General features: G+C 64.0%; 22 protein-coding genes and 1 pseudogene. 7 read left to right on the top strand and 16 right to left on the bottom strand.

Translation table 11 applies throughout. The annotated features are described in order from the left end of the window. The first annotated feature begins 12 nt into the window (after positions 1 to 12). Together ACAG24_RS23805 and ACAG24_RS23800 are read left to right on the top strand one after the other, a co-directional pair. A complete protein-coding gene (locus ACAG24_RS23805; protein ID WP_370475058.1) occupies positions 13 to 1,161 on the top strand; it encodes an acyl-CoA dehydrogenase family protein in 1,149 nt (382 codons plus the stop codon). Between the two features lie 4 nt (positions 1,162 to 1,165). Then, a complete protein-coding gene (locus ACAG24_RS23800) occupies positions 1,166 to 2,419 on the top strand; it encodes an acetyl-CoA C-acetyltransferase (protein WP_370475057.1) in 1,254 nt (417 codons plus the stop codon). 15 nt (positions 2,420 to 2,434) lie between these two features. On the opposite strand, the gene ACAG24_RS23795 is transcribed toward ACAG24_RS23800, so the two are convergent. The 5 genes from ACAG24_RS23795 to ACAG24_RS23775 are packed head-to-tail and all read right to left on the bottom strand — an operon-like array spanning position 2,435 to position 6,644. Beyond that, complete coding sequence (locus ACAG24_RS23795) at positions 2,435 to 3,202, bottom strand: FadR/GntR family transcriptional regulator (RefSeq protein WP_370475056.1); 768 nt, start codon at positions 3,200 to 3,202, stop codon at positions 2,435 to 2,437. A 52-nt stretch (positions 3,203 to 3,254) separates the two neighbouring features. Further along, the gene (locus ACAG24_RS23790; RefSeq protein ID WP_370475055.1) at positions 3,255 to 4,400 is read right to left on the bottom strand and encodes a thiolase family protein; all 1,146 of its coding nucleotides are present in this window, start codon (positions 4,398 to 4,400) and stop codon (positions 3,255 to 3,257) included. After that, positions 4,397 to 4,810, bottom strand: a complete 414-nt coding sequence (locus ACAG24_RS23785) for a Zn-ribbon domain-containing OB-fold protein (RefSeq protein WP_370475054.1) — start codon at positions 4,808 to 4,810, stop codon at positions 4,397 to 4,399. The genes ACAG24_RS23790 and ACAG24_RS23785 overlap by 4 nt, the downstream gene beginning before the upstream one ends. A gap of 2 nt (positions 4,811 to 4,812) precedes the next feature. Continuing rightward, positions 4,813 to 5,913: a Rieske 2Fe-2S domain-containing protein gene (locus tag ACAG24_RS23780; protein ID WP_370475053.1), complete on the bottom strand. Its 1,101-nt coding sequence runs from the start codon at positions 5,911 to 5,913 to the stop codon at positions 4,813 to 4,815. 2 nt (positions 5,914 to 5,915) lie between these two features. After that, the gene (locus tag ACAG24_RS23775) at positions 5,916 to 6,644 is read right to left on the bottom strand and encodes a FadR/GntR family transcriptional regulator (protein WP_370475052.1); all 729 of its coding nucleotides are present in this window, start codon (positions 6,642 to 6,644) and stop codon (positions 5,916 to 5,918) included. A gap of 125 nt (positions 6,645 to 6,769) precedes the next feature. Here ACAG24_RS23775 and ACAG24_RS23770 point away from each other — a divergent pair, with 125 nt between their 5' ends. Next, the gene (locus ACAG24_RS23770; protein WP_370475116.1) at positions 6,770 to 7,831 is read left to right on the top strand and encodes a 2Fe-2S iron-sulfur cluster-binding protein; all 1,062 of its coding nucleotides are present in this window, start codon (positions 6,770 to 6,772) and stop codon (positions 7,829 to 7,831) included. 13 nt (positions 7,832 to 7,844) lie between these two features. On the opposite strand, the gene ACAG24_RS23765 is transcribed toward ACAG24_RS23770, so the two are convergent. From ACAG24_RS23765 to ACAG24_RS23740, 6 genes are read right to left on the bottom strand one after another with little or no spacing between them, the layout of a single operon-like run. After that, entirely contained in the window at positions 7,845 to 8,042 is a 198-nt protein-coding gene (locus tag ACAG24_RS23765; protein WP_370475051.1) for a ferredoxin, read from the bottom strand. 27 nt (positions 8,043 to 8,069) lie between these two features. Continuing rightward, a complete protein-coding gene (locus ACAG24_RS23760) occupies positions 8,070 to 8,909 on the bottom strand; it encodes a mycofactocin-coupled SDR family oxidoreductase (RefSeq protein ID WP_370475050.1) in 840 nt (279 codons plus the stop codon). Between the two features lie 58 nt (positions 8,910 to 8,967). Continuing rightward, positions 8,968 to 10,437 carry an aldehyde dehydrogenase family protein gene (locus ACAG24_RS23755; protein WP_370475049.1) on the bottom strand — a complete coding sequence of 490 codons (1,470 nt, stop codon included), beginning with the start codon at positions 10,435 to 10,437 and terminating at the stop codon, positions 8,968 to 8,970. Next, positions 10,434 to 11,663, bottom strand: a complete 1,230-nt coding sequence (locus ACAG24_RS23750) for a cytochrome P450 (RefSeq protein WP_370475048.1) — start codon at positions 11,661 to 11,663, stop codon at positions 10,434 to 10,436. Before ACAG24_RS23750 ends, ACAG24_RS23755 begins: the two co-directional genes overlap by 4 nt. Continuing rightward, on the bottom strand, positions 11,663 to 13,333 hold the full coding sequence (locus ACAG24_RS23745) for an AMP-binding protein (protein ID WP_370475047.1): 1,671 nt from the start codon (positions 13,331 to 13,333) through the stop codon (positions 11,663 to 11,665). The genes ACAG24_RS23750 and ACAG24_RS23745 overlap by 1 nt, the downstream gene beginning before the upstream one ends. Positions 13,334 to 13,347: 14 nt before the next feature. Continuing rightward, positions 13,348 to 14,193, bottom strand: coding sequence for an SDR family NAD(P)-dependent oxidoreductase (locus tag ACAG24_RS23740; RefSeq protein WP_370475046.1), 846 nt, complete (start codon positions 14,191 to 14,193; stop codon positions 13,348 to 13,350). Between the two features lie 48 nt (positions 14,194 to 14,241). On the opposite strand from ACAG24_RS23740, the pseudogene ACAG24_RS29560 reads away from it, so the two are divergent. Next, a pseudogene (locus ACAG24_RS29560) lies at positions 14,242 to 14,466 on the top strand (TetR/AcrR family transcriptional regulator); the annotation flags it as partial. 322 nt (positions 14,467 to 14,788) lie between these two features. Here the strand turns inward: ACAG24_RS29560 and ACAG24_RS23730 are convergent. The 3 genes from ACAG24_RS23730 to ACAG24_RS23720 form a co-directional block, all read right to left on the bottom strand. Next, positions 14,789 to 15,940, bottom strand: coding sequence for a CoA transferase (locus ACAG24_RS23730; protein WP_445206225.1), 1,152 nt, complete (start codon positions 15,938 to 15,940; stop codon positions 14,789 to 14,791). A gap of 109 nt (positions 15,941 to 16,049) precedes the next feature. Beyond that, on the bottom strand, positions 16,050 to 17,288 hold the full coding sequence (locus tag ACAG24_RS23725) for an acyl-CoA dehydrogenase family protein (RefSeq protein WP_445206224.1): 1,239 nt from the start codon (positions 17,286 to 17,288) through the stop codon (positions 16,050 to 16,052). A gap of 2 nt (positions 17,289 to 17,290) precedes the next feature. Continuing rightward, positions 17,291 to 18,136, bottom strand: coding sequence for a PaaI family thioesterase (locus ACAG24_RS23720; protein ID WP_370475044.1), 846 nt, complete (start codon positions 18,134 to 18,136; stop codon positions 17,291 to 17,293). Positions 18,137 to 19,220: 1,084 nt separating this feature from the next. Between ACAG24_RS23720 and ACAG24_RS23715 the strand changes: the two genes are divergently transcribed. Then, positions 19,221 to 19,469 carry a DUF2188 domain-containing protein gene (locus tag ACAG24_RS23715; protein ID WP_370475043.1) on the top strand — a complete coding sequence of 83 codons (249 nt, stop codon included), beginning with the start codon at positions 19,221 to 19,223 and terminating at the stop codon, positions 19,467 to 19,469. Positions 19,470 to 19,472: 3 nt separating this feature from the next. After that, positions 19,473 to 20,090: a hypothetical protein gene (locus ACAG24_RS23710; RefSeq protein ID WP_370475042.1), complete on the top strand. Its 618-nt coding sequence runs from the start codon at positions 19,473 to 19,475 to the stop codon at positions 20,088 to 20,090. A gap of 1,113 nt (positions 20,091 to 21,203) precedes the next feature. On the opposite strand, the gene ACAG24_RS23705 is transcribed toward ACAG24_RS23710, so the two are convergent. Together ACAG24_RS23705 and ACAG24_RS23700 are read right to left on the bottom strand one after the other, a co-directional pair. Next, entirely contained in the window at positions 21,204 to 22,070 is an 867-nt protein-coding gene (locus tag ACAG24_RS23705; RefSeq protein WP_370475041.1) for an aminoglycoside 6-adenylyltransferase, read from the bottom strand. 118 nt (positions 22,071 to 22,188) lie between these two features. Next, on the bottom strand, positions 22,189 to 23,421 hold the full coding sequence (locus tag ACAG24_RS23700; RefSeq protein ID WP_370475040.1) for an IS110 family RNA-guided transposase: 1,233 nt from the start codon (positions 23,419 to 23,421) through the stop codon (positions 22,189 to 22,191). Between the two features lie 746 nt (positions 23,422 to 24,167). Here ACAG24_RS23700 and ACAG24_RS23695 point away from each other — a divergent pair. Further along, a complete protein-coding gene (locus ACAG24_RS23695) occupies positions 24,168 to 24,926 on the top strand; it encodes a YoaK family protein (protein ID WP_370475039.1) in 759 nt (252 codons plus the stop codon). Positions 24,927 to 25,146: the final 220 nt, after the last annotated feature.

The following is a 25,146-nucleotide window of genomic DNA, read 5'->3' as shown; positions in this document are numbered from 1 at the left end:
TCGGAGGAAGCTGTGCGTCGCGATATTTTCGAACCTGAACATGACGAGTTCCGCGCGACCGCGCGGTCCTACTTCGAGACCGTGTGCGTGCCGCACGCCGACGAGTGGGAAGAACGCGGTTATGTCGACCGCGAGGCCTGGCTGGAAGCGGGCAAGCTCGGTCTGCTCGGGTGGGAGATGCCCGAGGAGTACGGCGGCGCCGGCATGAAGGACTTCCGGCTCAACGCCATCGTGGACGAGGAATACTGGCTCACCGGCACTGTCGGCATCGGCCTGGGCGTTCAGAACGACATCCTGGCAGGCTATTTCGCCGAACTGACGACCGAAGAGCAGAAGAAGCGCTGGTTGCCCGGCTATGTCGCCGGCGAGTTGATCACGGCGATCGCGATGTCCGAACCGGGCGCCGGCTCCGACTTGGCGAATATCAAGACATCAGCGCGCCGCGACGGTAGCGATTACATCGTCAACGGCTCGAAAACCTTCATCTCCAACGGACTGCTGGCAGACCTCGTCGTCGTCGTGTGCCGCACCGACCCCGATGCCGACAAACCGCACAAAGGCATCAGCCTGTTGGTCGTCGAGACGGGGATGGAGGGGTTTTCCCGCGGCCGCAAGTTGGACAAGATCGGCCAGAAGTCCGCTGACACCGCAGAACTCATCTTCGAAGACGTCCGGGTACCCGCCGAGAACCTGATCGGCGAAGAGAACCGCGGCTTCTACCATCTGATGCGCAATCTGCCCGCCGAACGGCTGGGGATCGCGGTACACGCGGTGGCATCGGCACGCCGGGCAGTGGAGCTGTCGGTGCAATATGCCCGCGACCGCAAGGCCTTCGGGCAGCCGATCGGAACTTTCCAGACCAACCGCCACGCGCTCGCCGCGATGCAGACCGAGGTCGACGTCATGCAGTCACACGTCGACAAATGCATCATGGCGGTCAATGCCGGCGAACTGACCGCGGACGAAGCCGCAGGCGCGAAGTGGTGGGCGACCGAAACCCAGTGGCGGATCATCGATCGCTGCCTGCAATTGCACGGCGGCTACGGATACGTCAACGAATACGAGATCGCCCGGCTGTGGCGCGACGCGCGGGTACAGCGGATCTACGGTGGCACCAACGAGATCATGCTGGACATCATCGGCAAGGGCATGGGGTTCTGAGCCGATGCCCGACGCCGTCATCGTCGCGACCGCTCGAACCCCGATCGGCCGCGCGTTCAAAGGCTCACTGACCGGTCTGCGCGCGGACAACCTGTGCGCCACGGCGATCACAGCGGCGATGCAGCGAGTCCCCCAACTGAATTCGACCGACATCGCCGACCTGATCGTGGGCTGCGGCGCACCAGGCGGTGAGCAAGGGTTCAACCTCGGCCGCGTCGTCGCGGTGCTGCTGGGCTGGGACAGTGTGCCCGCGACCACCGTGACCCGGTACTGCGCCTCGAGTCTGCAGGGCATCCGCATGGCCATGCACGCGATCCGGGCAGGCGAGGGTCACGCCTTCGTCGTCGCGGGTGTCGAGACGGTCAGCCGGTCCCGGCGGGGCACCAGCGACAGCCCACCCGTCGACGAGTCCGCCGATCCGCGCGACCGGGCGAACAATCCCTGGGTGAACCCGACTTTCGCCGATGCGCAGGCTCGGACGCGGAGCCGGGCATCGGGTGGCGTCGCATGGACCGATCCGCGCGACACCGGCGAGCTGCCGGATGTCTACGTCGCGATGGGTCAGACAGCGGAGAACGTCGCGGCAACGGAAAACGTCAGCCGGGCCGACCAGGACAGCTATGCCGCACTGTCACAGCAACGTACGGAATCGGCTCGCGCCCGCGGTTTCTGGGAACGCGAGATCGTCGCCGTGACGCTGCCCGACGGGACCCAGGTCAGGGCCGACGACTGTCCCCGAGCCGGCACCACCGTCGAGACGCTGGCCGGATTGGCGCCGGTGTTCCGGCCCGACGGCACGGTCACCGCGGGCAACGCGTGCCCGCTGAACGACGGAGCGGCAGCTATCGTCGTGATGAGCGACATCCGCGCCCGCCAACTCGGCGTCACACCGCTGGCGCGCATCGCCGCGACGGGCGTCACCGCGTTGTCACCGGAGATCATGGGGCTCGGACCCGTCGATGCCATCCGACAGGCGCTGACGCACGCCGACATGACGGTCGGCGACGTCGACCAGTACGAGATCAACGAGGCCTTTGCCGCCCAGGTGCTGGCCAGCCAGCGCCAGCTCGGCCTAGACGTCGACCGGTTAAACATCAACGGCGGCGCGATTGCCGTCGGTCACCCGTTCGGTATGACGGGCGCCCGAATCGCGACGACGTTGGTCAATTCACTGCAGTGGCACGACCAGGAGGTCGGTGTCGAGGCCATGTGCGTCGGCGGTGGACAGGGCATGGCGATGGTGCTGGAGCGGCTCTAGCGGAGCAGCCGTACGTCACTCAAGTAGGTCGACAACCTTGTCAGCAACGCCCGACCGACGCAGCTGCTCACCGGTTGCGATGATCTGACGCCGCCACAGCGTCTCGGCGCCGGCCGCATTCTTCTCGTCGACGAGGGTCACCAACTTCGCGTGTGCCCGGATCCCGGCATTAGAGGCTGCCATTCTGTCCGCGGCGGCCAGAGATGCGCTTGTCAGGTAGCGCCTCGTCGCCACCTCGATGATGTGGCGGACGACCTCCGACAGCACCCGCAACGTGGTGTTGCCGACGAGGTCGACGATGAGCCGGTGAAAACCATTCTGTAAGTCCAGCAGCGCTTCTGGATCGTCGCGCGCTGCTTGCTCGGCTTCGACCGCTGCACGCAGCTCCGCCAGATCGGCGGCTTTGCGGGTCCTGGCCAGTTTGGCAGCGCACGGCGCCTCGATCGCCGCGGCAGCGACGAACACGTCGGCGGTGGTGGCCTGGCGATACTCCAGGAGCAGACCGGCATAGTGCGCCGCGGTCTCCACCCGCGGCACACTGATCTCGATACCGCCGCGGGAGCCTCGTTTGACGACGACCAACGATTCGGATTCCAGGATTCGAATCGCCTCGCGCAACGTCGGACGCGAAACGCCGAACTCTGCGAGAAGCTTTGGCTCGGCCGGTAGCAGCTGTCCTTCGGACACCTCGCCACGGATGATCCGTCTGCGCAGTTGCGCGGCGATCACCGTGGCCGCGCGACCCGGAGGATCGTCAACGCCCTGCACAGCATGTATCGACACGCGTCCACAGTAACGCCCACCCCGCTTCCGATGCGGGATCCGCGCAGGGTCGTCAGCGGGACAGGATGGACACCGCCGACGCTCCGGGAGCTCCATACAGGTGTGTGTAGCCGACTCGCGGCTGGTTCGGCACCTGCCGCTCGCCGGCGCGGCCCTGCAGTTGCAGCACGATCTCGTAGACCTGCCGCAGCCCGGAGGCGCCGATGGGTTCACCGTTGGCGATCAGCCCGCCATCCGTGTTGACCGGAAGCTTGCCGGTGATCTCGGTCCGGCCGTCGGCGATCCACTTCTCCTGCTCGCCGTCGGCGCAGAACCCGTTCTCGGCCATGTGAATGATCTCCGAGCCGGCATCTGTGTCCTGAAGTTGTGCGACGTCGACATCCTCGGGACCGATCCCCGCAACCTCGTAGGCGGCACGTGACGCATCGACTGTCGGGCTCGGCACTGAGTGCAGAGGCAATGACGGGCTCTGCACCTCGAACGCGCCCTCCTGCCGGCTCCGCAGCTCCGCCGCCCGGACGTAGATCGGCGTGTCGGTGAATTCCTTGGCGAGATCCGCCCGACACAGCACCAGCGCCGCAGCGCCTTCGTCGGGTCCGCAGTACATGTAGCGCGTCAGCGGGTAGTTCACCACCTCGGAAGCGAGCACTTCCTCGACCGTCAACTGCTTGCGGCGCCACGCGGCAGGATTGATCGCACCGTTGCCGAAGCTCTTGACGGCCACCTTCGCCAGCGTCTCGTTCGAGATGCCGTGCAGATGCATGTACCGCTGAATCTTCGTCCCGAAGAAGTGCGTCGTCAGGAACATCCCGGTCCGGCCGTACCAGCTCGGCAGTCCCACGACGGACGGGTCGGCCGCGAAGGCGCCGCGCGGATGCTTGTCCATGCCGATGGCCATCGCGACATCTGCCTCGCCGTGACGGATGGCCGCGGCAGCCATCTGCAGCGACGTGCCACCGGTGGCGCACCCGTTGAACACGCCGCGCACCGGGATACCCGTCAGGCCCAGCCAACCCACGACGGCGTCGGGGTTCGACACCTCATAGCTGCCGACGTAGGCCGAACGCACCCGGCTCCAATCCGTGTTGGCGTCGGCGAGAGCCGATTGTGCTGCCTCGGCGCCCATTTGGAGGCACAGCTTGTCGCCATAGCGGCCGAAGGGGTGCAGACCGACTCCGACAATCGCAACATCGGTCATGCAAGTTCTCCGTCCACAGGCGCGAATGCGTAGGTCAAGATCTCAGTCCCGTCAGGTCGGGTCGTATACGGCACGATGCGCAGTTCCATCGGCTGGCCGATCTTCAGCTTCGACGGGTCGGCTTCGGTGATGCGGGCCTGCACAAGCAGCTGATCCACCAATTCGATGTAGCCGATCGCGTAGGGCTGGAACGTTTCCGCGGTGTCATCGCCGTCATAGGGCGGTGACGGGGGCCGGAACTGCTGGGTGGTGAATCCCCACAGCGTTCCGCGGGTGTCGAGCTGCACCGTGTCCTCACCCGGGCGGGCAGGAAAGCTGTAGCGGCCGTCGCGTTCCGATCCGATCAGTGCCGGTTGCACGGCCGGCCAGGTGAAAATGCCTTCGGCCACAGGTTGTTGGACGACACCCATCGTCAGCGCACCCCTGCGCTCGCCGGGGAGGCCTCGTTCTCGGGCACGTCCGGCCCTGCATCGGTGCCGGCCGTCTGCAGTTCGGGGGTGCTGGCGCTACCGAGTTCACCCTCGGGGTAGAACTGCATGGCCCACTTGCGAATCATGCGGAACCCCTTGCCTTCCGAGGTCGCCAGCGCCGGCGGATCGGCGTACTTCTGGTGCTGCCAGATGTTGAGGTCGGCCAGGAACTGGTTGTTGGCCATGCGCTGTCGCCGCTCCAACTTCTCGGGCTGGTGCGGAGAGTCATCGCCCGGGAGGCGATCCAGCCAGACGGTCGAGCGGATGTCCGCTGTCTCGTCGTCGACGGGCGTGACGGAGACGATCGTGCGCATGTTGTCCGGTCCCCAGAACTTGGCATAGCCCAGGCCGATTCCCACGTTGACGGCTTGGACGCCACCCTTGATCGCACCGTCGGGTGTCAGCACTGTCGATTCTTTCGTTCCGCCGAACAGCATTTCGAAATCGGCGTAGGCCAGCGCTCCGTTATACTCCTGGCGGGTGAACTCGGGGACGAATGCGGCCCGGTGGACGAATTTGAAGTGGGCGAAGTCGACGCCGTTCTCCATCACGTATTGCGGGTGCAGTTCCAGGGACTCGCGATGCAGGCAACCCTCGGGGTAGGCCAGGTAGTAGTCCTCCGCCTTGCGCCCGTCGTCGTAGGCAGCGAAAACGTCGAGCACCTCGAAGGTGGGTTCTGCCCCGTTGAGGTCGTGCCAGATGTAGACCGATTCGTTGAGTTCGGTCACCGGCCACGACCGGATGCGCCGCGCCTTGTTCGGACGCTCCTGGTAGGGGATGCAGACGTTGCGCCCCTCGGCATTCCACTCCCAGCCGTGGAACGGACACGCAATCCGGTCCTCGACGACATTGCCGCCGTATCCGAGATGAGCACCGAGATGCTCGCAGTAGGCATCCATGACGGCCAACTTGCCGCTGGTGGACCGCCACGCCACCAGATCCTGACCGAAGTACTTCATGCGGTGGACCTGACCGGGCTCGATCTCGGCTGACCAGGCGACCTGGAACCAGCCGGTGGGCTTCATCGACAGAGCGGGCTTCATCTCTAGGTGTCCTCTCGAATAGGTGGGGGGCTGAAGTCTTGTTGCTTGACGGCTTCGATGTAGCGGCGCAGATGCAGCTGAGCCAGCGCGGCGTCACCGGCGATCACCGCTTCGACGATCTCGCTGTGGCGGCTGTGCAGCCACGCCATGAGCATGCGCGGGTCGGAGACAGCGCCGTAGGTGTGCAGTGACAACTCGGAGAGCACCCGGATGAACAGCTCGAGTACCGGATTGCCGGACAGGCGAACGATTTCCAGATGCACATTGGGCAACTCGGTCCACGTTTGAGGATGCCCGGCGCGCTCCCTTTCGAGCAGCGTGCGAAGCCGGTCGGCACCGTCGGTGTCGATCGTCGCCGCGAGCTTGGCGAGGGCGAGCTGTTCCAGCGCCAGCCACACCTCGAACAGATCCGATCGTTCCACCCCCGACGCGGACAGGTAACGCCGCGCAGCATCGGTGACCAGCGATTGATCTGGCTGGCTGACGAACAGTCCACCACCGGGCCCCCGCCGGGACACCGCGAGGCCGCGTGCCTCAAGGATCCGCGCCGCCTCGCGTGCCGCCGCGGTTCCCACGCCGAAGGTCTCGCACAACGCAGCCTCGGACCCGATGAGATGGCCGGGCTGCCAGCCACCGGTCTTGATGCGCTGTTCGATCTGGTGCGCCAGTTGGGCCCCAAGCGTCTTGCCGGCCGGCCATCGCAGCGCGGCGACGTTGGAGTCATCCGACACTCGCACCACCTCATCAGCATGATCAATACCTGTTATTCGCCGATGTTACCGCTCATTCATGCGGTCCGGTAGCCTGAACTCATAAAAACATCGATTTATTTAGACCAGTAGGAGCTTCGATGGAGATGCCAACGGCGGACGCCGCGGTCGGCCCACGTGGTGCACGTCAACTCCACGTCCGAAGGGTCATCGCCGAGACCGACGACGCCGCGTCGTTCGCACTGGAGATGCCGGACGACGAATCGTTCAGATACCGCCCCGGCCAGTACCTAACCGTGCAGGTGCCGAGCTCACAGACCGGCTCTGTGGCACGGTGTTACTCGTTGGCGAGCTCTCCCCACGAGGACGCCGAACTCATCGTCACCGTCAAGCGCACCGATTCCGGCTACGCGTCGAACTGGCTGTGCGACAACGTCTCCGCAGGTGACACGCTGACCGTCCTACCGCCCAGCGGACGGTTCACCCCTGCGTCGTTCGACAATGATCTCCTGCTATTCGCCGGGGGCAGCGGCATCACTCCGGTCTATTCCATTGCGCGGTCGGCGTTATCGCAAGGAAAAGCGACCATCACGCTGTTCTACGCCAATCGTCATGAGCGTTCGGTGATCTTCGCGCGGGCGATCGACGAACTGGCCCGGGCGCATCCTGAACGACTAGAGGTCGTGCACTGGCTGGAATCCGTGCAGGGAATCCCGGATCGGGGCGCCGTCCGCGAGCTGGCCCGGCGTCGTCCCGGCCGCCAGGCTTTCATCTGCGGACCTGGACCGTTCATGTCTGGGGTCGCGGCCGCGCTCGAAGAGTCGGGCATGTCGCACAAGAACATCCACCGCGAGGTCTTCACATCCCTGTCTGGCAACCCGTTCGAAGAATCCACCGAACCGGAGCCGACGGTCGACGAGCCCGGCACCGAGGGAGGCGTACTCACCGAGGTCGACCTCGATGGCCAAACGCACGTCGTGGACTGGCCGCGCGGCAAGACGCTGGTCGATGTCCTACTCGCCAAGGACATCGACGTGCCCTACATGTGCAAGGACGGCGAATGCGGCTCATGCCAGGCGACGATCGAGCAGGGCAGTGCGACGATGTTGCGCAACGACATCCTTGACGAGGAGGACATCGCCGACGGCTACCTGCTCACCTGCCAGGCCGTCCCTCAGGGAGACGACCCGATCAGGATCGTCTTCTGAGGGACGGTTCGGGTTAAGCCTCGTCAATGATGATGGCGTTCTCCGGGCATCCGTCGATCGCCATGTGCGCCTCGCCTTCCGAGCCCGCAGGGACATCTGGGGTCTTCGCCGTGGCGCGCCCGTCGTCGTCGCTGAGGTCGAAAAGGTCGGGAGCATTCATCGCGCACATTGTGTGTCCCTGACACCGCTGCCCATCAACATGAATTCGCATTGTCTTGTCCTCTCGCGCCTCTTGGCCCTACACCCGGTTCAAGACACCCATGTCGACCGAAAGCACGGTGCCTGTCACGTACCTCGCCTCATCGCTGGCCAGATAGAGAACGGCATTGGAGACGTCCACCGTCTCGACCCAGGGCTTGCCCATCGGCATCATCATGCTGAACACCGGCTCTGCATCCGCGAGGGTGGGATCTTCCAGGTCCGGGCGGAACATCTTGAACATCGCCTTGTTCTCACTGATCAACGGCGTGTCGACGGTGCCGGGAGCGACGGCGTTCACCCGTATCTGTTGAGGCGCAAGCTCATTCGCGAGCGTCTTGGCAATCGCCACCACTCCGGCCTTCGCCGAGTTGTAGTGCACGAGATTGGGCACGTACTTCAGACCCGCCCCCGAGCTGGTCAGGATGACGGAACCGCCGTTGCCCGCCGCGATGACAGCGGGAACGGTGACCGCGACGGTGTTGAACACACCGGTCAGATTGATGTCGATGACCGCGCCCCACTCCTCGTCGGGAAGCACCCACGTCATTCCACCGATAGGCGAGATACCGGCATTGGCCGAGACGATGTCCAGCCGTCCGAACTCCGCCACACCCGCATCCACTGCGGCCTTCAGGGCGCCTCGGTCCCTGACGTCTGCCTGAACACCGACCATCCGACGCCCGGTCTTCTCCACCAGCGCGATCGTCTCGTCCATGTCAGCCTGAGTCCCCAGCGGATAGGGTGCGTGCACGTCGTCCGCAAGGATGTCGACGCCGATGATGTCGGCACCTTCCTCGGCCAACCGCAACGCGTGCGAACGCCCCTGACCGCGGGCGACGCCGGTGATGAAAGCAACTCTGTCTTGTACCCGTCCCATGGTGTTTCTCCTTCGCCTGACGAGTTGATCAAACTGAAAGCTCGTGAACGTTGCTGTGCTACAGCGCTATCCAGATGTTCTTCGACCGGGTGAATTCCTCGACACCCTTGCGGCCACCGATCCGTCCGTAGCCGCTCTGCTTGACGCCACCGAACGGCACGGAGGAAGGGATGCCGAATCCCCCATTCACCCAGACCATTCCGGTTTCCAGAGCCGCGGCCGTGCGGTGCGCGCGCCGCAAGTTCTCGGTATGGATGTAACCAGCCAGCCCATAGGTAGAATCGTTGGCGAGCCCCACGGCCTCCTCGTCGGTGTCGAATGGCATGACCGTCTGCACCGGACCGAAGATCTCCTCGCGTGCCAACGGTGAACTGTTGTCCACATCGGCGAAGACCGTCGGCCTGATGAAGAAGCCGTTCGCGAGGTCACCGTCTATCCGCTCACCCCCGGTGACCAGCCGACCGTGATTGTCGTCGATCGCAGCGTGGATCGTGCTCATGATGCGCTCGCAGTGTCCCTGATTGGCGACTGGACCCATGAGCGTCCCCTGGTCAAGGGGATCACCGACCGGGATCGCCTCAACGGCAGTGGTGAGGGCAGCCACGAAATCGGAGTAGACGCTGCGGTGCACGATGGCGCGCGTCCCGCAGATGCAGCCCTGGCCGGCGAGATTCAGCGTGATCGCACCTGAGGCCGTCTGGACCGCTGAGGCGATGTCCGCGTCATCGAAGACGAGGATCGCCGACTTTCCGCCCAGTTCCAGGCCAAGCGGCTTGAGGGTATCGGTGGCAGCGTGTCCGATCTTCTTGGCTGTCGCTCCGCTGCCGGTGAAGTGGATCTTGTCGACGCCAGGGTGGCGCACCAGCGCCTCCCCCGCTTCGGCACCGCCGGGCAGGACATTGACGACGCCCGGCGGGAAACCCGCCTCGGTGAACAACCTGCCCATCTCCAGCGCCGAAAAAGGCGCAACCTCGGGCGGCTTCAACACGACACAGTTCCCGGCTGCCAACGCCGGCCCGACGGTCTGCCCGATTGCGGTCACCGGCCCGTTCCACGGAATGATGATGCCGATGACACCGTACGGCTCATCGAGGCTGTAATCGAACGCCGGGATCGGCCAGGTGTCGTGGACCTCACCGCCGCCCTTGTCTGCCCAGCCGGCGTTGTAGGCGAACAGGTCGACGGCCATGAAGTTCTGCGCCGTCGCGATGTTCAGCGCGGTTCCGTTGTCAAGAGTGTTGAGCTTGGACAGCTTGTCAACGTTCTCGCCGATGAGTCGTCCCATCGCGGCAAGCGCGTTGCGCCGTTGATCTGCCGAGGTGGCGCGCCAGGCCGGGAATGCCGCGCGGGCGGCCGACACTGCCCGGTCGATGTCCGCGGCACCAGCCAGCGGTACGTCCAGGCTGGGCGCCCCAGTAGCGGCGTAGACGTGTTGGAAGGTGCCTCCGGTGGTTTCGGTGACCAGTTCACCACCGATGAGGAGCCCTGCCGGCTCGACGCCGTCGGTGGGTGCCGCTTGAACGGTCATCGGTGTCCTCCAACTGGTGGGGTGGGGGTGAACGTGGCGGGGAGGCTGAGAAATCCGTTGGTTATACCGATGGACGCATAGCGTTTGGCCCGGTCGGCATCGATATGGAAGTCGGGCAGGCGGGTCAGCACGCCGGTTAGCATCGCTTTCAGCTCGACACGGGCGATGTTCGATCCCAGGCATCGGTGGATACCGACGCCGAAGGCGGTGTGTCTGTTCGGTTTACGGTCGAGGACGACATCGTGGGGGCAGGCGAATTCTGCGGGATCGTGGTTGGCGCCGGCCCAGCTGAGCAGTACGCGATCACCTTTCCGGATGTGCTGTCCGGCGACGACGATGTCGTCGGTGACGGTGCGGGCGTTGCCCTGCGTCGGGCTGAAGTACCGCAGGAACTCCTCGATCGCGGTGTCGAGCAATTCCGGTTCGGCGATCAATCGATCCCGCGCGTCCGGATTGCGCGAGAGCCACTCCACGGCAGAACCGAACAGCGACGTGGTGGTGTCCACCCCACCCGCCACGATGAGAAAGCAGATTTCCGAGGCCATTTGGTCGGTCATCGGTTCATCGCCCACCATGGACTGGGTCAGGTAGGTGATGTAGTCATCGCGGGGATTGGCGCGCCGGTCCTGCACCTGCTCAAGCAACCGGTCGGCCACGGTTAATAAGTCGGTTATGGCGACCTGGAATTGTTCCGTGTCCGGCGGTGACATGAAGTCATGGAACGGCAGCGCCCACCGTTGCCACTCGTCCTGCGACAAGCCGAGGAACTTCATCGTGAACCGGCCTGGCACGACGGCGCCGAGATCGTAGATTAGATCCATCTCTCCGCTCGGTGTCACCAGATCGAGCTGTTCCTCGACCACTTCGGTCAACCATGGCAGCCATGCACGCGAGGAACCGGGCGAGAAGTCCTTGTTGAGCAGGTTGCGAACCAGGTGGAACTCCGGAGGGTCCATCTCCAGCGGTATCGCCCGGTACGGCGGGCTGGGGATCGTTATTCCCCTGGCCCCGTTATGTTCTCCACTCGGATCGTGATCGGTCGAGAAGTGCTCCCAGTCACGTGCGGCATCGGCGACGTCGTCGTAGCCGGTGAAGAGCCAGAACCCTTCATGGGCGTCGGTCCAGGTCACAGGGCATTTCTGCCGATTCCCCGCCAATGCATTACGCCAGTCCTGCGCATACTCGGCGGAATGATGGTCGAACTTGACGACCGGCCGGATGGACATCAGCGAGCGCCCTCTCGCTTGGGGCTTCCCGCCGGGCGCGTCGGCTGCCAGTCCGCGGCCGATTCGGTGCGGTCCCACGTCGATGGGCCGATGCCCCTGTCACGCAGTATGAATTTCTGAATCTTGTTGGTAGGTGTCATCGGAAGCTCGTCGACGACTTCGACATACCGCGGGACGAAGAAGTAGGGCGCCCTCTCGTCCATGAATTTGCAGAACTCGAGCGGGTCGACGTACGCATCGGGTTGCCTAAGCAGAACGACCATGAGCTCCTCCTCGTGCTGCAGTTCGGCGACCCGGACACCCAAGGCTGCAGCGTTGGCGACACCGGGGAACTGACGCGCGATGTGTTCGACTTCGAACGTCGAGGTGTTGCGTCCTTTGTGCCGCAACGAGTCCTTCTTGCGGTCGACGAAGAAGATCTCTCCGTCACTGTCGCGCCGCCCTAGATCGCCCGTGTGATGCCACATGTTCCGGAAGGTCGCCATCGTCTCCTCGGGCTGACCGAGGTAACCGCTGAAGACGGTGTACGGCACGCGGGGGCGCACGCAGATCTCCCCGATCTCGTCGACCGCGACTTCTTCGTCGCTGTTATCGAGAAGCTTCGTCTCGACTAGATCGTCCTGGACGGTGTATCCGGACGATCCAACCTTCAGCGGCATGTCGGAGGTGTAGAGAGTGGCTCCCATGATCTCGGACTGTCCGAATCCGCTGGCAACCAACTCGATGCCGAACCGCTCCATGAACGGCTTCATCAGTTGGGGGATCACGGGATTCATCAGCAGGGTACGCAGCGGATTGTCCGCATCGTCGGGCTTGGCGTCTTGCTGGAATAGGTAGACGTGCATCGTGCCCAACGTCATGGTGTGGTTGGCATCGAAGTGGCGCAACCGATTCCAGAAGTCGGACGCAGAGAAACGCTTGTCGATCGCCGCCTGTGAACCTGTGATCAGGGCGGGCATGATGTTCATGATCCAGCCGCCCGAGTTGTACATCGGCATGCAGTAGTAGAACGACTCACCGGGCCTGATCCCGCCGCGGAACACCTCGTTGTGGCGCTGGGCCCATAACGTCCACACCGCGTGGGGTTGCATGACGCCCTTGGATCGCCCGGTCGTGCCCGACGTCCACAGCACAGAGCTGGTCTCACCATGGTCCAGGGTGATGTGGGTGCGGTGTGGGTCGTTTCCGGCGAAGTCGGCGAGTTGATGGATGCTCGCGTCGGCCAACCCGTCGGTGTCGGCCTTGTCCCCCTCGCCGTTGACGACGATGTGCTCAAAGGGAAGGTCGCCGGCCCGGCTCACCTCGCCCAGCAGGTGACGGTCGACGACGAGTACGCGCGAGCCGACGGCAGTCAGCAGTTCGCGCAGCCACTCGCCGCGGTACTCGGTCGAAACCGGCGACCACGCCGCGCCGAGGCGGTTGACGCCGAAGGCTGTGGTCGCCAGCGTGGCCGAGTTCTCCATCAGAAACGCGACCGTGTCGCCTTTCCCGATCCCGAGGTCGGCGTACCCGGAAGCATGCCGGTCGGCGAGATCGTCGACCTGGGAGTAGGTCAGCGGCCCGTTGTCGTCGACGAGGAACGTCGAATCGCCGACCGCATCAGCCTGCAGTCGCAGCACCTCGACGGGGATCCGGTGCCCGACGTTCCCCAACGGATCGATGGTGGTCATGGTGGTGTTTTCTCCTAGGTTGCGAACGACCATTGGTCGCTGACGGTCTTGTAGATCGCCATGTCGGTGAGGAACCCGGCGGCAAGACCGCGATCGAGGTGGACATTGGTCGCCGTCATGCCGGCCAGCTCGTCTGAAGCAAGCAAAGCCAATGCGGCGCCGACATTTTCGGGCTTCTCACCGAGGGCCTCGTTGATCTGGCGGTTGTTCTCCAGCTCCTCGATGGTCAGCGGTCCCCCTTCGGCGTGCGCCATCACGGACTGGTTGACCGCATCGTTGGTCGAACCGTGGGTGGCGCCGAGGATGACGGTGTTGGCCCGGATGCCGTACATCAGGTACTCGATGGCCAGAGTTCTGGTGAATTGCGTGATCGCCGCCTTCGAGCAGTTGTAGGCGGCCATCCGACTGACCGGGACCTCGGCGTTGATCGACGAGATGGCCAGGATCACCCCGCTGTACTGCGACATCATCTGGGGCAGCACGGCGCGGCAGCTCAGGAACGTTCCGGTCAGGTTCGTCGTGACGATCTGGTTCCACCACTCCAGCGACGCGGTGTGGGTGTCTACGACCGCAGGATCGTTCACGATGCCGGCGTTGCACACCAGCACGTCGATACGTCCATGTGCAGCTACGGCAGCCTCGGCCACCCGGTCGCAGTCGGCTTCGCTGGTGACGTCCGCCCCGACGAACGTCAGGTCGTGTCCGTCAGCGCGGGCTGATTTCTCCAGCTCATCGCCCTCTGAACGGCGGCGTCCTGTCGCGATCACTTTCGCGCCACGACGGGCGAATTCTACCGCGACACCGCGGCCGACACCTGACGTCGCACCCGTGATGATCGCGACTTTTCCTGCTATGGCCACCGTTCCTCCATTGGACTGGCTTGTGTTGCGGATCACGCTATCGTCTAAATGATTTACGGTCAAGGGAGTGACACTTGCTTAAGGGGGTACAGTCATGCAATGACCACTCCGCGGACCCGGCGCTCGAGCGACGAGGTTCGCAACCTCATGCTCGATTCAGCGCGTGAGCTCTTTCGCTCGCAGGGCTACGCGGCGACAAGCACCAAAAGCATCAGCGACCACGCCGGCGTCTCGGAGTCGATGTTGTTTCGGCACTTCGGATCAAAGAGCGCCATCTTCGAAGAATCCGTCCTCCGGCCCTTCCTCACCTTCGTCGAGGCGTTCGTCGGCGACTGGTCGAATCGGGCGCCCGCCGATGTCGTGCCCGAGCTCCTCGCCGATACCTATATCGACGGACTTTATCGACTGTGCCGCAACAACATCGATCTGCTCGTGGCGCTCAGCGATTCATGCAGTGACGAGCAGGGCCTTGGTGCCGCGCGACAAGCTTCGACTCTCATTCAGGAGCACCTCACCGAGCTCGCCAACCAGGTCCAGCAGTACCACGACGACATCGGGCTGACGCCGGCGATGGATCCGCAGATGGCCGTCCGGCTCACAGTGGCGATTGTGGTCGGCACGGCGCACCTCGGGCCAGGTTTCTTCGACCGCATATCGGAGCGCTTGACGTCCGACGTCGCCGCCTTCGTCGTCCGTGGGGCGGGTTATCCGGGCAGCGGATGATCTTCGCGACGACGCCATCGGTCGAGCAGGTCCGCACTGATGCGTCGTCGCCGACCGGCGGTCGCGGGTCGGCATTCGGCGTCCTGCTGAACCGGGGCGCCGGAGCCGGCTGTGTCAGGCCACCCACCTCGACGAAACCGCGCCGACTTTTGTGGTGAGGGTGGTCGTGCGCTTCCCAGGGACTCAGGACGGGAGATACACACGCGTCGGAGTCCGCGAAAATCTCTGCCCACTCGTCGCGGGTTCTCTGCTCAAGCTTTTCGGCGATCGCCTGCCGAATGTCTGGCCAGCCCTTGGGGTCAAGTTGTGGCGGGAGCTCTTTTGGGTCGATGCCGAGACGATCGAGCAACTCGCCGTAGAACTTCGCTTCCATGCAGCCGAGGGCAACGAACTTGCTGTCCGCGCATCGGTAGGTGTCGTAGAACGGAGCGCCACCATCGGTGATGTTGCGCCCTCGCGGCGCATTCCACATGCCGGCCGCGTGCATACCGTGCGCGAAGCTCGTCAGCAGCGCGGCCCCGTCGACCATTGCTGCGTCGACGACCTGCCCTCGGCCCGAGCCTTTCGCCTCCAGGAGCGCGGCCAGTATTCCGAGCGCGAGAAGCATTCCCCCACCGGCAAAGTCACCGATGAGATTGCCTGGCGGCACGGGTGTCTCATCGGCTCGGCCGACAAGGTCGAGGGCACCCGCCACGGCGATGTAATTGATGTCGTGCCCGGCATCGGGCGCCAGCGGGCCATCCTGACCCCACCCCGTCATCCTCCCGTAGACGATGCGTGGATTCCTCTTGAGCACCTCCGGTCCCACGCCGAGGCGTTCGGCGACACCTGGACGGAACCCCTCAAGAAGCACGTCGGCGCTGTCGACGAGTCCCAGGACCTGCTGCGCACCCTGGGGATTGCGGAGGTCAACCGACATGTAGTACTTGCCGCGGTCCAGCGGGCCGGGTGGGGGTTGATCGCCCGCGTTGGCCACTGGCCTGTCGATCCTGAGAACCTCTGCTCCGAAGTCGGCAAGGATCATGCCGCCGAGGGAACTGGAGCAAGGTTGGTCAGCTCGATGACACGAATACCTGCCAGTGGGCCGGAGGACATCTTGATTCCTTTCTCGGGTCCAGTGATTTCCGACGCCACTAGCGGGGCCCCTTCACCGCGGTCGCGAAGGCCGATTTCTCCCGGGCCAACTCGGTGCGCGCGATCGTGCGCATATGCACCTCGTCGGGACCGTCGAACAGCCGCATCGCACGGTGCCAGGCATACAGGCGCGCCAGCGGGAAATCATCGGAGACACCGGCGGCGCCGTGCACCTGGATGGCGCGGTCGATCACGTTGCACGCCATCTGCGGGGCGACCGACTTGATCTGGGCCACCAGCACCTGCGCGTCCTTGCTCTTATTGCCCTGCTGATCGATGGTCCATGCGGCCTTGTGGCACAGCAGCCGCGCCTGCTCGATCTCGTTGCGCGACAACGCGACCTGCTGCTGCACCATGCCCTGCTCGGACAACGGTTTACCGAAGGCGATGCGCTTCTGCACCCGGTCGATCATCAGTGCCATCGCCCGCTCGGCCACACCGATCGCCCGCATGCAGTGATGAATCCGGCCCGGACCCAGCCGCGCCTGCGCGATCGCGAAACCACTGCCCTCTTCGTGCAGCAGATTCGACGACGGCACCCGCACGTTGTCGAACGTGATCTCACAGTGCCCGTGCTGGTCCTGCCAGCCGAACACCGGCAGCGACCGCTCGATCGACACACCAGGGGTGTCGACAGGAACCAGGATCATGGACTGCTGCTGATGGCTGGCCGCATCCGGGTTCGTGCGGCCCATCACGATCAGGATCTTGCAGCGCGGATCAGCCACACCGGAGATCCACCACTTGCGGCCGTTGATGACGTAGTCGTCCCCGTCGCGCAGCATGGTCGTCTCGATGTTGCGGGCATCCGAGGACGCCACGGCGGGCTCGGTCATCGCGAACGCGCTGCGAATCTCACCCGCCAGCAGCGGTTTGAGCCACTGGTCGCTTTGTTCCGGCGTGGCGAACAGGTGCAGCGTCTCCATGTTCCCGGTGTCCGGGGCCGCACAGTTGAGCACCTCGGGGGCGATCTCGCCGCTCCAGCCCGACAGCTCGGCCAGCGGCGCGTACTCCAGGTTGGTCAGTCCCGACACCGACGGCAGGAACAGATTCCACAGCCCCCGCTCCTTGGCCAGCACCTTGAGCTCCTCGACCACCGGGGGAACGGTGTGGTCGTCCCGCCCCTTCTCATGGCGGTACGCGTCATACGATGCCTCGGCCGGGAACACGAACTCGGTCATGAATTCGGTCAAACGCTTGTGGTAATCGGCACCCTTGGCTGACATCGCGAAATCCATACTCAGCGATCACCTTCTGCGTATGCCGTAAGGCGGGCAACAACAGCCTCTTTCCCGTCATCCCCCTCGGCCCAGGCGTCGGCGATGGCCGTTGTGGTGCCCACTCGGACCGCTGTGCCGACGTAGCGGCATCCAGGGCCGGGCACCAGCGGTCGCAGGAAGTTGACGCGCAGCGAACCGGTTCGGTAGGCGACATCGGGTCGTGCAGTCAAAATTGCCGCGTGTGCAACGAGTTCCAGCGCTGTCGCGGCGATACCGCCGTGGACGGTCTCGGTAGCGTTCCAGATCATCGGGTCGGAGTGTTGTTTCAGCACTGAGTTCCCATCCTCGGCGGCGAGCACGCTTACTGCGAGGAGTTCGGCGAGCGACGTGTCCGCGGAGCGCGTCAGCGTCTCAGCCGGCCTATCCGCGGCGACGGCATCTCCGCCGACAAGAACCGAACGCACAACCGCAGCAGCAATGGGCGTTTCGCCCACCAATACAGTGCTGCCGGCCAGGACGTCAGCCTTTCCACCTCCAGATGGGTAACCCTGTGCACGAACTTCTTTGACGCTAGCCCGCTCAAACACGTCTGACGCGTCAGGGCATAACGTGAGGGCGAGCTCGCTGGTGACCGGCCAGCGCCCCTGACGTCGACTGAAGTTCACCGTGCTGCCGATGTCGTCGACCAACAGGGCCAACGGCGCAAGAGTTGGCGAGCCGCGGAACGGATCATGCATTGCGGCCATCGGCATGGTCATGACGACTTCGGATGCGTGCTCGTCATACGACAGCATGCGGATTCCAAATCGCGTCTCAACGCCGTCTGAAACGTGGATGTCGTATTCACCGGACGCTGTGGAGCTCACCATCTGCTGACCGGCCTGCCAACCCAAACAAAGCGACCACAGCTCCGCGCGGTATTCATATTAAATATTTAACACATGGGCTACGCCGTAGGGAACGAGGACGTTCAGCACTCGCTCGCGCAGCAGTACTGGTTCAGAGTTCCAGTCCCGAGTCACGCGATCGACTCCGCGATTCATCCTTCCGCTGTGAACGTCGCGAGACGTGAAGAGTCGCCTCCGCGTGAACGGTCTCGAACGCGGCCATACGCTGTGCCATGAAGTCGGACTGCTTGGCCAGAAGGTCGACAACACGTCCGGGAAGGGTGCTCGACGGAGCGTTGGCAGCAGCGTTAAGAGCTGTGGTGGGACGGTCGTCCTTGGTCAGGATGACTGCTGATACGAATGCAGGGGCGCTGTGTTGTGCACCGGTGTGAGATGGCGCAGATTGGTACTCCCGTTCCTCTGCCCGCTCGTAGCAGTACGCCACGTTGCTGTTGTGTCCGCGTGTGGTTCCTTCCGTCCATGCGCACCTGGTCGCGAAGCGCTGGACTCGAACGTGACCCACGTGACGGAGATCGCAAGAAACCCGCGAGGTGGACCCAGCTTCTCGGTCCCATTAAAGGCGGGCAGTGCATCCTGCGACGCTGAAGGCCGCAGCGCGGAGTCGAGGTACGCCGCAATACCAGCGCTACTGACGCACGTAGCCTATGTGCGACACGCCGAGAGTTTGTATATTCAGCAAACATTGTCCACAGGTAACTACACTCATGTAACTCAATGCGCGCGTCTCTGACCTGCGCATTTTTGGCTTGCTCCACAGACCGCTGTGAGTAATTCCGACCTTATCCCCATCGATGCTGGACGGTTACCTCGTCGACATACCGAGTGTTGTCCGGTGCGGGAACTAAGATTCCAAGAAGGTCCAGACCGAAATTCGATCTGGACTGAGGTCCTCGGTCTGGAACCCTCTTGGCTGCTTTGGCGGGCAGGTCTTGACGGTAACACCGGCATTCGCCGGGGGCAGCGGCAACCCGCCGTCTGCCTAACCCTGGGCTTCGCCATGCACGGCGTACCACCGTGCCCCACCAGTGCATAAGGAGCACCAATGGCGAAGAGTGACACCCCGAAGAATCGGCATGTCGTGCAGAACCCGAGCGGCGGATGGGACGTCAAGAAGCCGGGCGCGACGCGTTCGAGCGCCCACACTGACACCCAGCGGCAAGCGACGAAGCGCGCGACCGAAGTCGTCCGCAACAACGGCGGCGGTGAGGTCCGCGTTCACGGGCGTGACGGCAAGATCCGCGACTCCACCACCGTCGCACCGGGCAACGACCCGTACCCGCCGAAGGGCTAGGGCGTGACCGACATTTCGATCGTCACCATCAGCCTCGGCGGCATCGCCGACTTCGTGACCGCGGGATCAAGCCAGAAGCTGGCGGTGGTGCGCGGCCTGGTGGATCTCTACGGGGCGCCGTACCATCCCAGCCGCGATTTCTACGGCGACATTCGTCAGGCGATCGACGACGGAATCCTCCTGGGCGATGACCGTGACCGCGTGAACGCCGCGGCTGCGGAGTGCAACATCAAGCGCCGGGACCACTACGAGGCCGTCGCGAGCGGATGGCGAGAATGGCGGGGACGCAAGAATCTTGAACGGTTTGCGGATACGGCGTATTGGCACGAACAGCAACTGGCAGTTCGGGTCTCGCCGCGCTTCGTGTGGCGACAGACGATGAACCGCGATTTGGTCTGGCCGTACTTCAAGGGCGAAGAACTCACCAGGGACGGAGCACAGGCGGCCATCCGCATCATGGAGATGGCATGCCCCTCAGAAGCTGGCCGACCGGCAATTCTTGACGTCCGCCGTGGTCGGCTTCACCGTGCTCGACGCCGCGACCGTGACTACGACGTGCTGCTTCGGGGTCAGGTCTCTGCCCTGCTACAGATGTACGAGGCACTTCGCCCGGCTGCCTGAACCGCGCAGTGCGGCGTTCTTCCGCCACCAAATTACTCACGACCCGGTGGCGAGTCACGGCCGGAACTGTCGTCGCCGTTAATGGCGGATTTCGATGTCTCGGTGCTTCGAGATCGCGCTCAGCCGATCCTCTTGCAAGCTGTGGTAAGTGGTCGACTGCGACGCCACATTCCGGACTTCGCTGTGGCGCATGGGGACTGGCTTGGTCAGCGTTGGTGTGGTCCGCAAGGAACGTCTTGGCGGAAATCCGAAGATCCAGGCTGACGAACGCTCAACCTCCCCCTCCGAGGACCGCACATCGACGGTCGCAGTGTCAACATCAACGTCGACAGCCCTGTCGCGGATCCAACCTTTAGCCAGCGACTCACCCAACCCACGGCCGCCTAGCGACCGCAGCGTCGGAGCCTTGAGAACCCGGCGCAAACATCTGATCACCCCGCCACAGTTGGCGTGCAACCAGCTTGCGCGCTCCACAAGGGACGGGCAAGAGGTTGAGGCCCATCGCGGCAAAACAAGTCGAGCAAAGGTCATACTTATTCTCATCCAGTTGGCGGATCCTCCAACAGCCGCCATTTCAAATGAGAATCCGCCACGCAGAATGAGAACCGACAAAAAAACTGTAGGTTGCCAAACTGCCCGACAGGTCACAGTGGGCCCACCTGCACGGCCATCCCGTTGTCACGGAGATGGCGGATGGGATGTTGCCATCCAAATGGCGGATCCTAGAACCGCACGGTCGTGCAACCAGCGCACGCGGCACCCTTTCAGTTCGGGCTGCGCGGCTGGCTGCATACCGAGATCCTGACCCACGGTGCCCGCGCCCTAGACCGGCAACCGTGTTCACACCGCAATTGCGTCCCAATACCCTCACGCCTCGAAGGATCTGAGACGCGCGGTGTGAGACAGGAAATGAGACCCCGCGACCTGGTGCGTTGCCACCGCAAGCTGGGCCGCGTACGACCGTCTCGTTTCTCTAGACCTCCGATGAGGTTAAGTGTCAAGCCGTGGCGGTTCTTAGCGGCGGGATTCTGCCGGTGTGGCCGAAGAAACCCTGGCCTGATGGTCGTGCTGCCCAAGGCGCGGACGGCTGCAGTGTCGTTTGCTGACGCGAGGCTAGGGGTGCTGTTCGACGACGTCGGTTCCACGGTGGGCCGCTGCGGTGCTGGGCCCTGAAGGGTGGTCTTCACACATTTGAAGGATGTGCTCGATCTCAGAGATGAGGCGTTCGTGATCGAAATGGGGCAGGCCGAGGGCCGCCGCTACTCGCTCGCTCAATCGGGAGAACAGTGCTGTTGTGCGACGTAGGGCTGCGGCGGTGTCTGCTGCATCGAAGTGGCTCCAGCAGTGCGAGAGTTCGCCGCGGATGTCAGCATCCATCCACGTGGTCATCCGGGTACCTAGGTAGCGAGTGTCGATGCTGGGGCCGTAACGCAATTGGTGGTCCCATTCGATCATTCGTAGAAGCTCGCCCTTGAGGTCGTGGTCGCGCAACTTCGCTGACCAAAGCTCATCTCGGACAATCGCTTTGGCGCACATCAGGGCCGCGGCATATCCCCAGTGAGTAGCTTCGTCGACTTCGTCCGGCTCCGGCAACTGTGGGGTCTGCGCTGTTGACGGCGATTGCGGTGCGCAGGCGTCCTTGTCTATCAAGACCTGAAACGGCCGCGTGTGGACGGTGGTGGCCAAGTCGCGGGCCGGGATCAGGGTGAAGTCGAGTTTTCCGCCGGCGTAGTAGATCAGTCGGGTCGGTGGTCCAAGGCCATTCGCCAGACGTTCGACGACCAGGACCTCGCCCAGCCCGTTCCACCACGACTCGTCTTTTAACAGGCCTTCAACGTCGTGGGTGTAGATCTCGATGTCGCGGTCCGACAGAGGATGCACGTCGCCGGCAGCCGCTGACCCTGTGACCAGCACACCACGGACACTGTCCGTCCGTTCCGCCCACTCGCCCAATGCATCGAGCGCGGCGATGTAGTCCATCCCCCCATCATTCATTCAGCAGCGTGCCACGGGCCAGCGCGTGCGCATAGAGACACACGTAGTTGTGGTGGCCCGAGAACATCGGGCGAGGCGCAACCCACGTTGTGAATTACCGCAGCTAGGCCGCTGCGGCGACGATTACCGGGAAGGCCTTTGCTTCGTCGAAGTGCTGTTGATTCTGAAGGCAATAGTGGAGTTGCCCGATCAGCTTGTTGAACAGGTGTCGCTGCGCCGCGGCGTGCCGGTCTCCGAGTTCCCGTCGCTGGCGGTAATGCTCACCAGCAGGCCGGCAATGTGTCGCAGCGCCGAATGCCCAAATCCACCCGGCAGCGGCCAACCGGTCGTTCTTGATGCGGCGGCGGGTGATGGACACGGACTTTCCGGAGGCTCGCGTAATGGGTGCGGACCCGGCGTAGGCCTTCAACGCGCGAGCATCGACGAATCGGCGGCGGTCATCACCGATCTCGGCGAGCACGCGGGCACCGGTCGAGTCACCCAGACCGGGGAAACTGGTGATGATCGCGTAGTCCGGATGGCGTTCGAACAGCTCGGCAGAGGCCCGGCCCAACTCCTCGACGCTGGCGCAGGCGGTGTTCAGCGCCGCCAGCAGCGCCGACGCCTGCATGCCCATCGCGGTCTCCACCTGAGCGAGGTGATGCATCTGGGGCTCGCGCAGGGCTGTCGTGATGTCGGCGGCTGCCTGATCGATACCGCGACTGCGCCCGGCACGGCGCAGCGCCGCGGCGACCCTGCTGGCGGTCAGTTTGGCCGCCGCTGCCGGGGTGGGGGCGATGGCCAAGACGGCCCTGGCTTCCGGGCTAGCGATCCCGAGCGAGAACCGCTTGGTGAACGCTTCCAGGAAGGTCGGAAAGAACTCCCGCAGCACCGATCGTAATTCGTTGTGCGCCTTGATCCGTCGCCAGGTGGCATCCTGATGAGCGCGAGCCAGGACCGCGATGGCCTGGCAAAGTTCAGTATCGGCGGGCAGCTGCCGGTGCAGGTGCGCATCCACCCGGAGGATGTTGGCCAGGGTCATGGCGTCGGCGTGATCGGACTTCGCCCTTGCTACTGAATGCCGTTCGCGGTAGCGGGCGACCGCCAGCGGGTTGATCGAATAGGTGGCCCGGCCGGTTGCTCGCAGCGAGGCCACCAGCAGGCCGCGCGGCGTCTCGGTGGCCACCGGGATCGGGTCCTCAGCGCTATCACCGAGACTGGCGAACAGGTCGACCAACTGGGCCAGGCCGGTGGGGTCATCGTTGATGCGCTTCTTGGCCACTAGCTGGCCGTTCTCGTCGACGATGGCGACGTCGTGGTGGGCTTCGGCCCAGTCGATGCCGCAGAACAGTTTCATGGTGTGGTTTCCTCCCTGTCGTTGCCGGTTGGTGCGTGGTTGACCAACCCGAGTTGGGATGCGCAGCGCTCTACTTACGAGGCTCGGTGGCCTTCCCTCCGATGAGCTGTTCGCGATCCCAGCGAATCCGCACGGCGCCCGTCTATGAAAGAGCTCTTGGCTCGAGAACGTGGAGGCGTTGGATCCGTGCGGGCGGGCAAGAACCACGGGCTAATCCCACCGAACAACTGCCTTGCGACCCCGCCGCGACACGCACGGTCTAGAGAAAGGACTCTGGGTCCGGAAATGAGAAAGGCGTTCGCCGACGGCGGGGGCCGCAAGGGGAACCACCACTAGCATCTTCGCGCTGCCCGTCTCCGCGAACGGATCAGTTACTGGCCTTCGCGAGGACACTGGCGGTAGTTCGGAACTAAGTAGAACCGAGACACCCTTCAGGGTTCCCGTTCGGCCTTGTCGAGTTGCCGCACCAGCGAGACTGGCGCTTTGCGGCGGTAGGCGTCTTCGAGCAATTCTTGAAGCAGGCCGGTGGTGGCGGCCTTGAGCGCCCCGGGTGTCAACCCGCCGGTGACCGACGGAGCGAAGTTCGTGTCTCGTCATCTTTGAGCGGTTTGCCCGGGCTCGCGCATCGGGTAGAAACAGTGCGGAACGGTGACACCCGGACCGTCTGGTGTGTTTCGGATCACGTTCTCGGACAACGATTGTCCTCTCCCATCACCTTGCCGCGCCCCACCTCACCAGGAGCCGATGTGACGGACAAGAGTTTCCCCGCCGATGACAGGACGCGACTGCGGTTCGCGGTGACGCTATCGCTTCTCGCAGGGATGGCCGATGCCATCGGATTCATCGAGTACGCCCAGCTGTTCATGTCGTTCATGAGCGGCAACACGACCCGCTTCGGCGAAGCGGCCAGCGACGCCGACTGGATCGGCGTCGCACGCTTCGGCAGCGTCATCATGGTGTTCTGCCTGGGCGCGTTTCTCGGCACATTTGTCGCAGCCTGGTCGGGTCGGTGGCGCCTGGCGTCATTGCTGACCGTGCAGGGCACCCTAATCCTCGTCGGCGTCTTCCTGCCCCACGGACCCGACGCCGTTCCGTGGCACGTCTACCCCATCGTGCTCGCATTGGGTCTGCAGAACGCCACCCTGCAGGACGAGTCCGGCCGCAGCCTCGCCCTGACCTACGTCACCGGCACCGTGGTGCGCTTCGGCGCCGGCCTGGCCAACATGCTCCTGCACAGGCCTGCCCCGTCGTTCTGGATCCAGGGACCCCTGTGGCTCGGCCTGACATCTGGCGCGGTCGTCGGTGGCTTCCTACAGCACTATTTGGGCGAACGAGCCTTCCTGGTCCCTGCGGGAGCCGTCCTGCTGCTCGCGACGCTGGCGTGGATCCTCACGGCATTGCGCCCGGATAGCAAGGCCCTGACCAGCCCTACCGCGCCTCAACCCGACGCCCACCCCGATGCCAAGCCGCTCTCGACTGTGCTCACCGCCCGAGGGGAGAACTAGCGCACCTGGCGATCCCAGCTAATGTGATTGGGTTACGACACTTCGTGATAACAACCATATCCCAGTGAATTGCCGCATATTGCGGCAGATGAATCAACGCCTGGCCACTTGCTGGGACACAACTTCCGCCGTCGTGTTTGGCTGCGTTGCAACACTTTCCGTCCACCCCTCCGCTATGGCGACTCAGCCATGTCCCGTTGGGCTATCGGTGGGGAATACG

This window comes from Mycobacterium bulgaricum (genome assembly GCF_041287165.2).
In the GTDB taxonomy this organism is placed as follows: Bacteria; Actinomycetota; Actinomycetes; order Mycobacteriales; family Mycobacteriaceae; genus Mycobacterium; species Mycobacterium bulgaricum.
The sequence above is the reverse complement of the archived record's forward strand: the minus strand, read 5'-3'. Positions and strand labels throughout refer to the sequence as shown.

Bases quoted from the DNA above. Each gene is read 5' to 3' on its own strand.
- ACAG24_RS23800 (WP_370475057.1), top strand. From the start codon at position 1,166: ATGCCCGACGCCGTCATCGTCGCGACCGCTCGAACCCCGATCGGCCGC.
- ACAG24_RS23790 (WP_370475055.1), bottom strand. From the start codon at position 4,400: ATGACCGATGTTGCGATTGTCGGAGTCGGTCTGCACCCCTTCGGCCGC.
- ACAG24_RS23785 (WP_370475054.1), bottom strand. From the start codon at position 4,810: ATGGGTGTCGTCCAACAACCTGTGGCCGAAGGCATTTTCACCTGGCCG.
- ACAG24_RS23780 (WP_370475053.1), bottom strand. From the start codon at position 5,913: ATGAAGCCCGCTCTGTCGATGAAGCCCACCGGCTGGTTCCAGGTCGCC.
- ACAG24_RS23770 (WP_370475116.1), top strand. From the start codon at position 6,770: ATGCCAACGGCGGACGCCGCGGTCGGCCCACGTGGTGCACGTCAACTC.
- ACAG24_RS23765 (WP_370475051.1), bottom strand. From the start codon at position 8,042: ATGCGAATTCATGTTGATGGGCAGCGGTGTCAGGGACACACAATGTGC.
- ACAG24_RS23760 (WP_370475050.1), bottom strand. From the start codon at position 8,909: ATGGGACGGGTACAAGACAGAGTTGCTTTCATCACCGGCGTCGCCCGC.
- ACAG24_RS23755 (WP_370475049.1), bottom strand. From the start codon at position 10,437: ATGACCGTTCAAGCGGCACCCACCGACGGCGTCGAGCCGGCAGGGCTC.
- ACAG24_RS23750 (WP_370475048.1), bottom strand. From the start codon at position 11,663: ATGTCCATCCGGCCGGTCGTCAAGTTCGACCATCATTCCGCCGAGTAT.
- ACAG24_RS23745 (WP_370475047.1), bottom strand. From the start codon at position 13,333: ATGACCACCATCGATCCGTTGGGGAACGTCGGGCACCGGATCCCCGTC.
- ACAG24_RS23730 (WP_445206225.1), bottom strand. From the start codon at position 15,940: ATGATCCTTGCCGACTTCGGAGCAGAGGTTCTCAGGATCGACAGGCCA.
- ACAG24_RS23725 (WP_445206224.1), bottom strand. From the start codon at position 17,288: ATGGATTTCGCGATGTCAGCCAAGGGTGCCGATTACCACAAGCGTTTG.
- ACAG24_RS23715 (WP_370475043.1), top strand. From the start codon at position 19,221: ATGGCGAAGAGTGACACCCCGAAGAATCGGCATGTCGTGCAGAACCCG.
- ACAG24_RS23705 (WP_370475041.1), bottom strand. From the start codon at position 22,070: ATGGACTACATCGCCGCGCTCGATGCATTGGGCGAGTGGGCGGAACGG.
- ACAG24_RS23700 (WP_370475040.1), bottom strand. From the start codon at position 23,421: ATGAAACTGTTCTGCGGCATCGACTGGGCCGAAGCCCACCACGACGTC.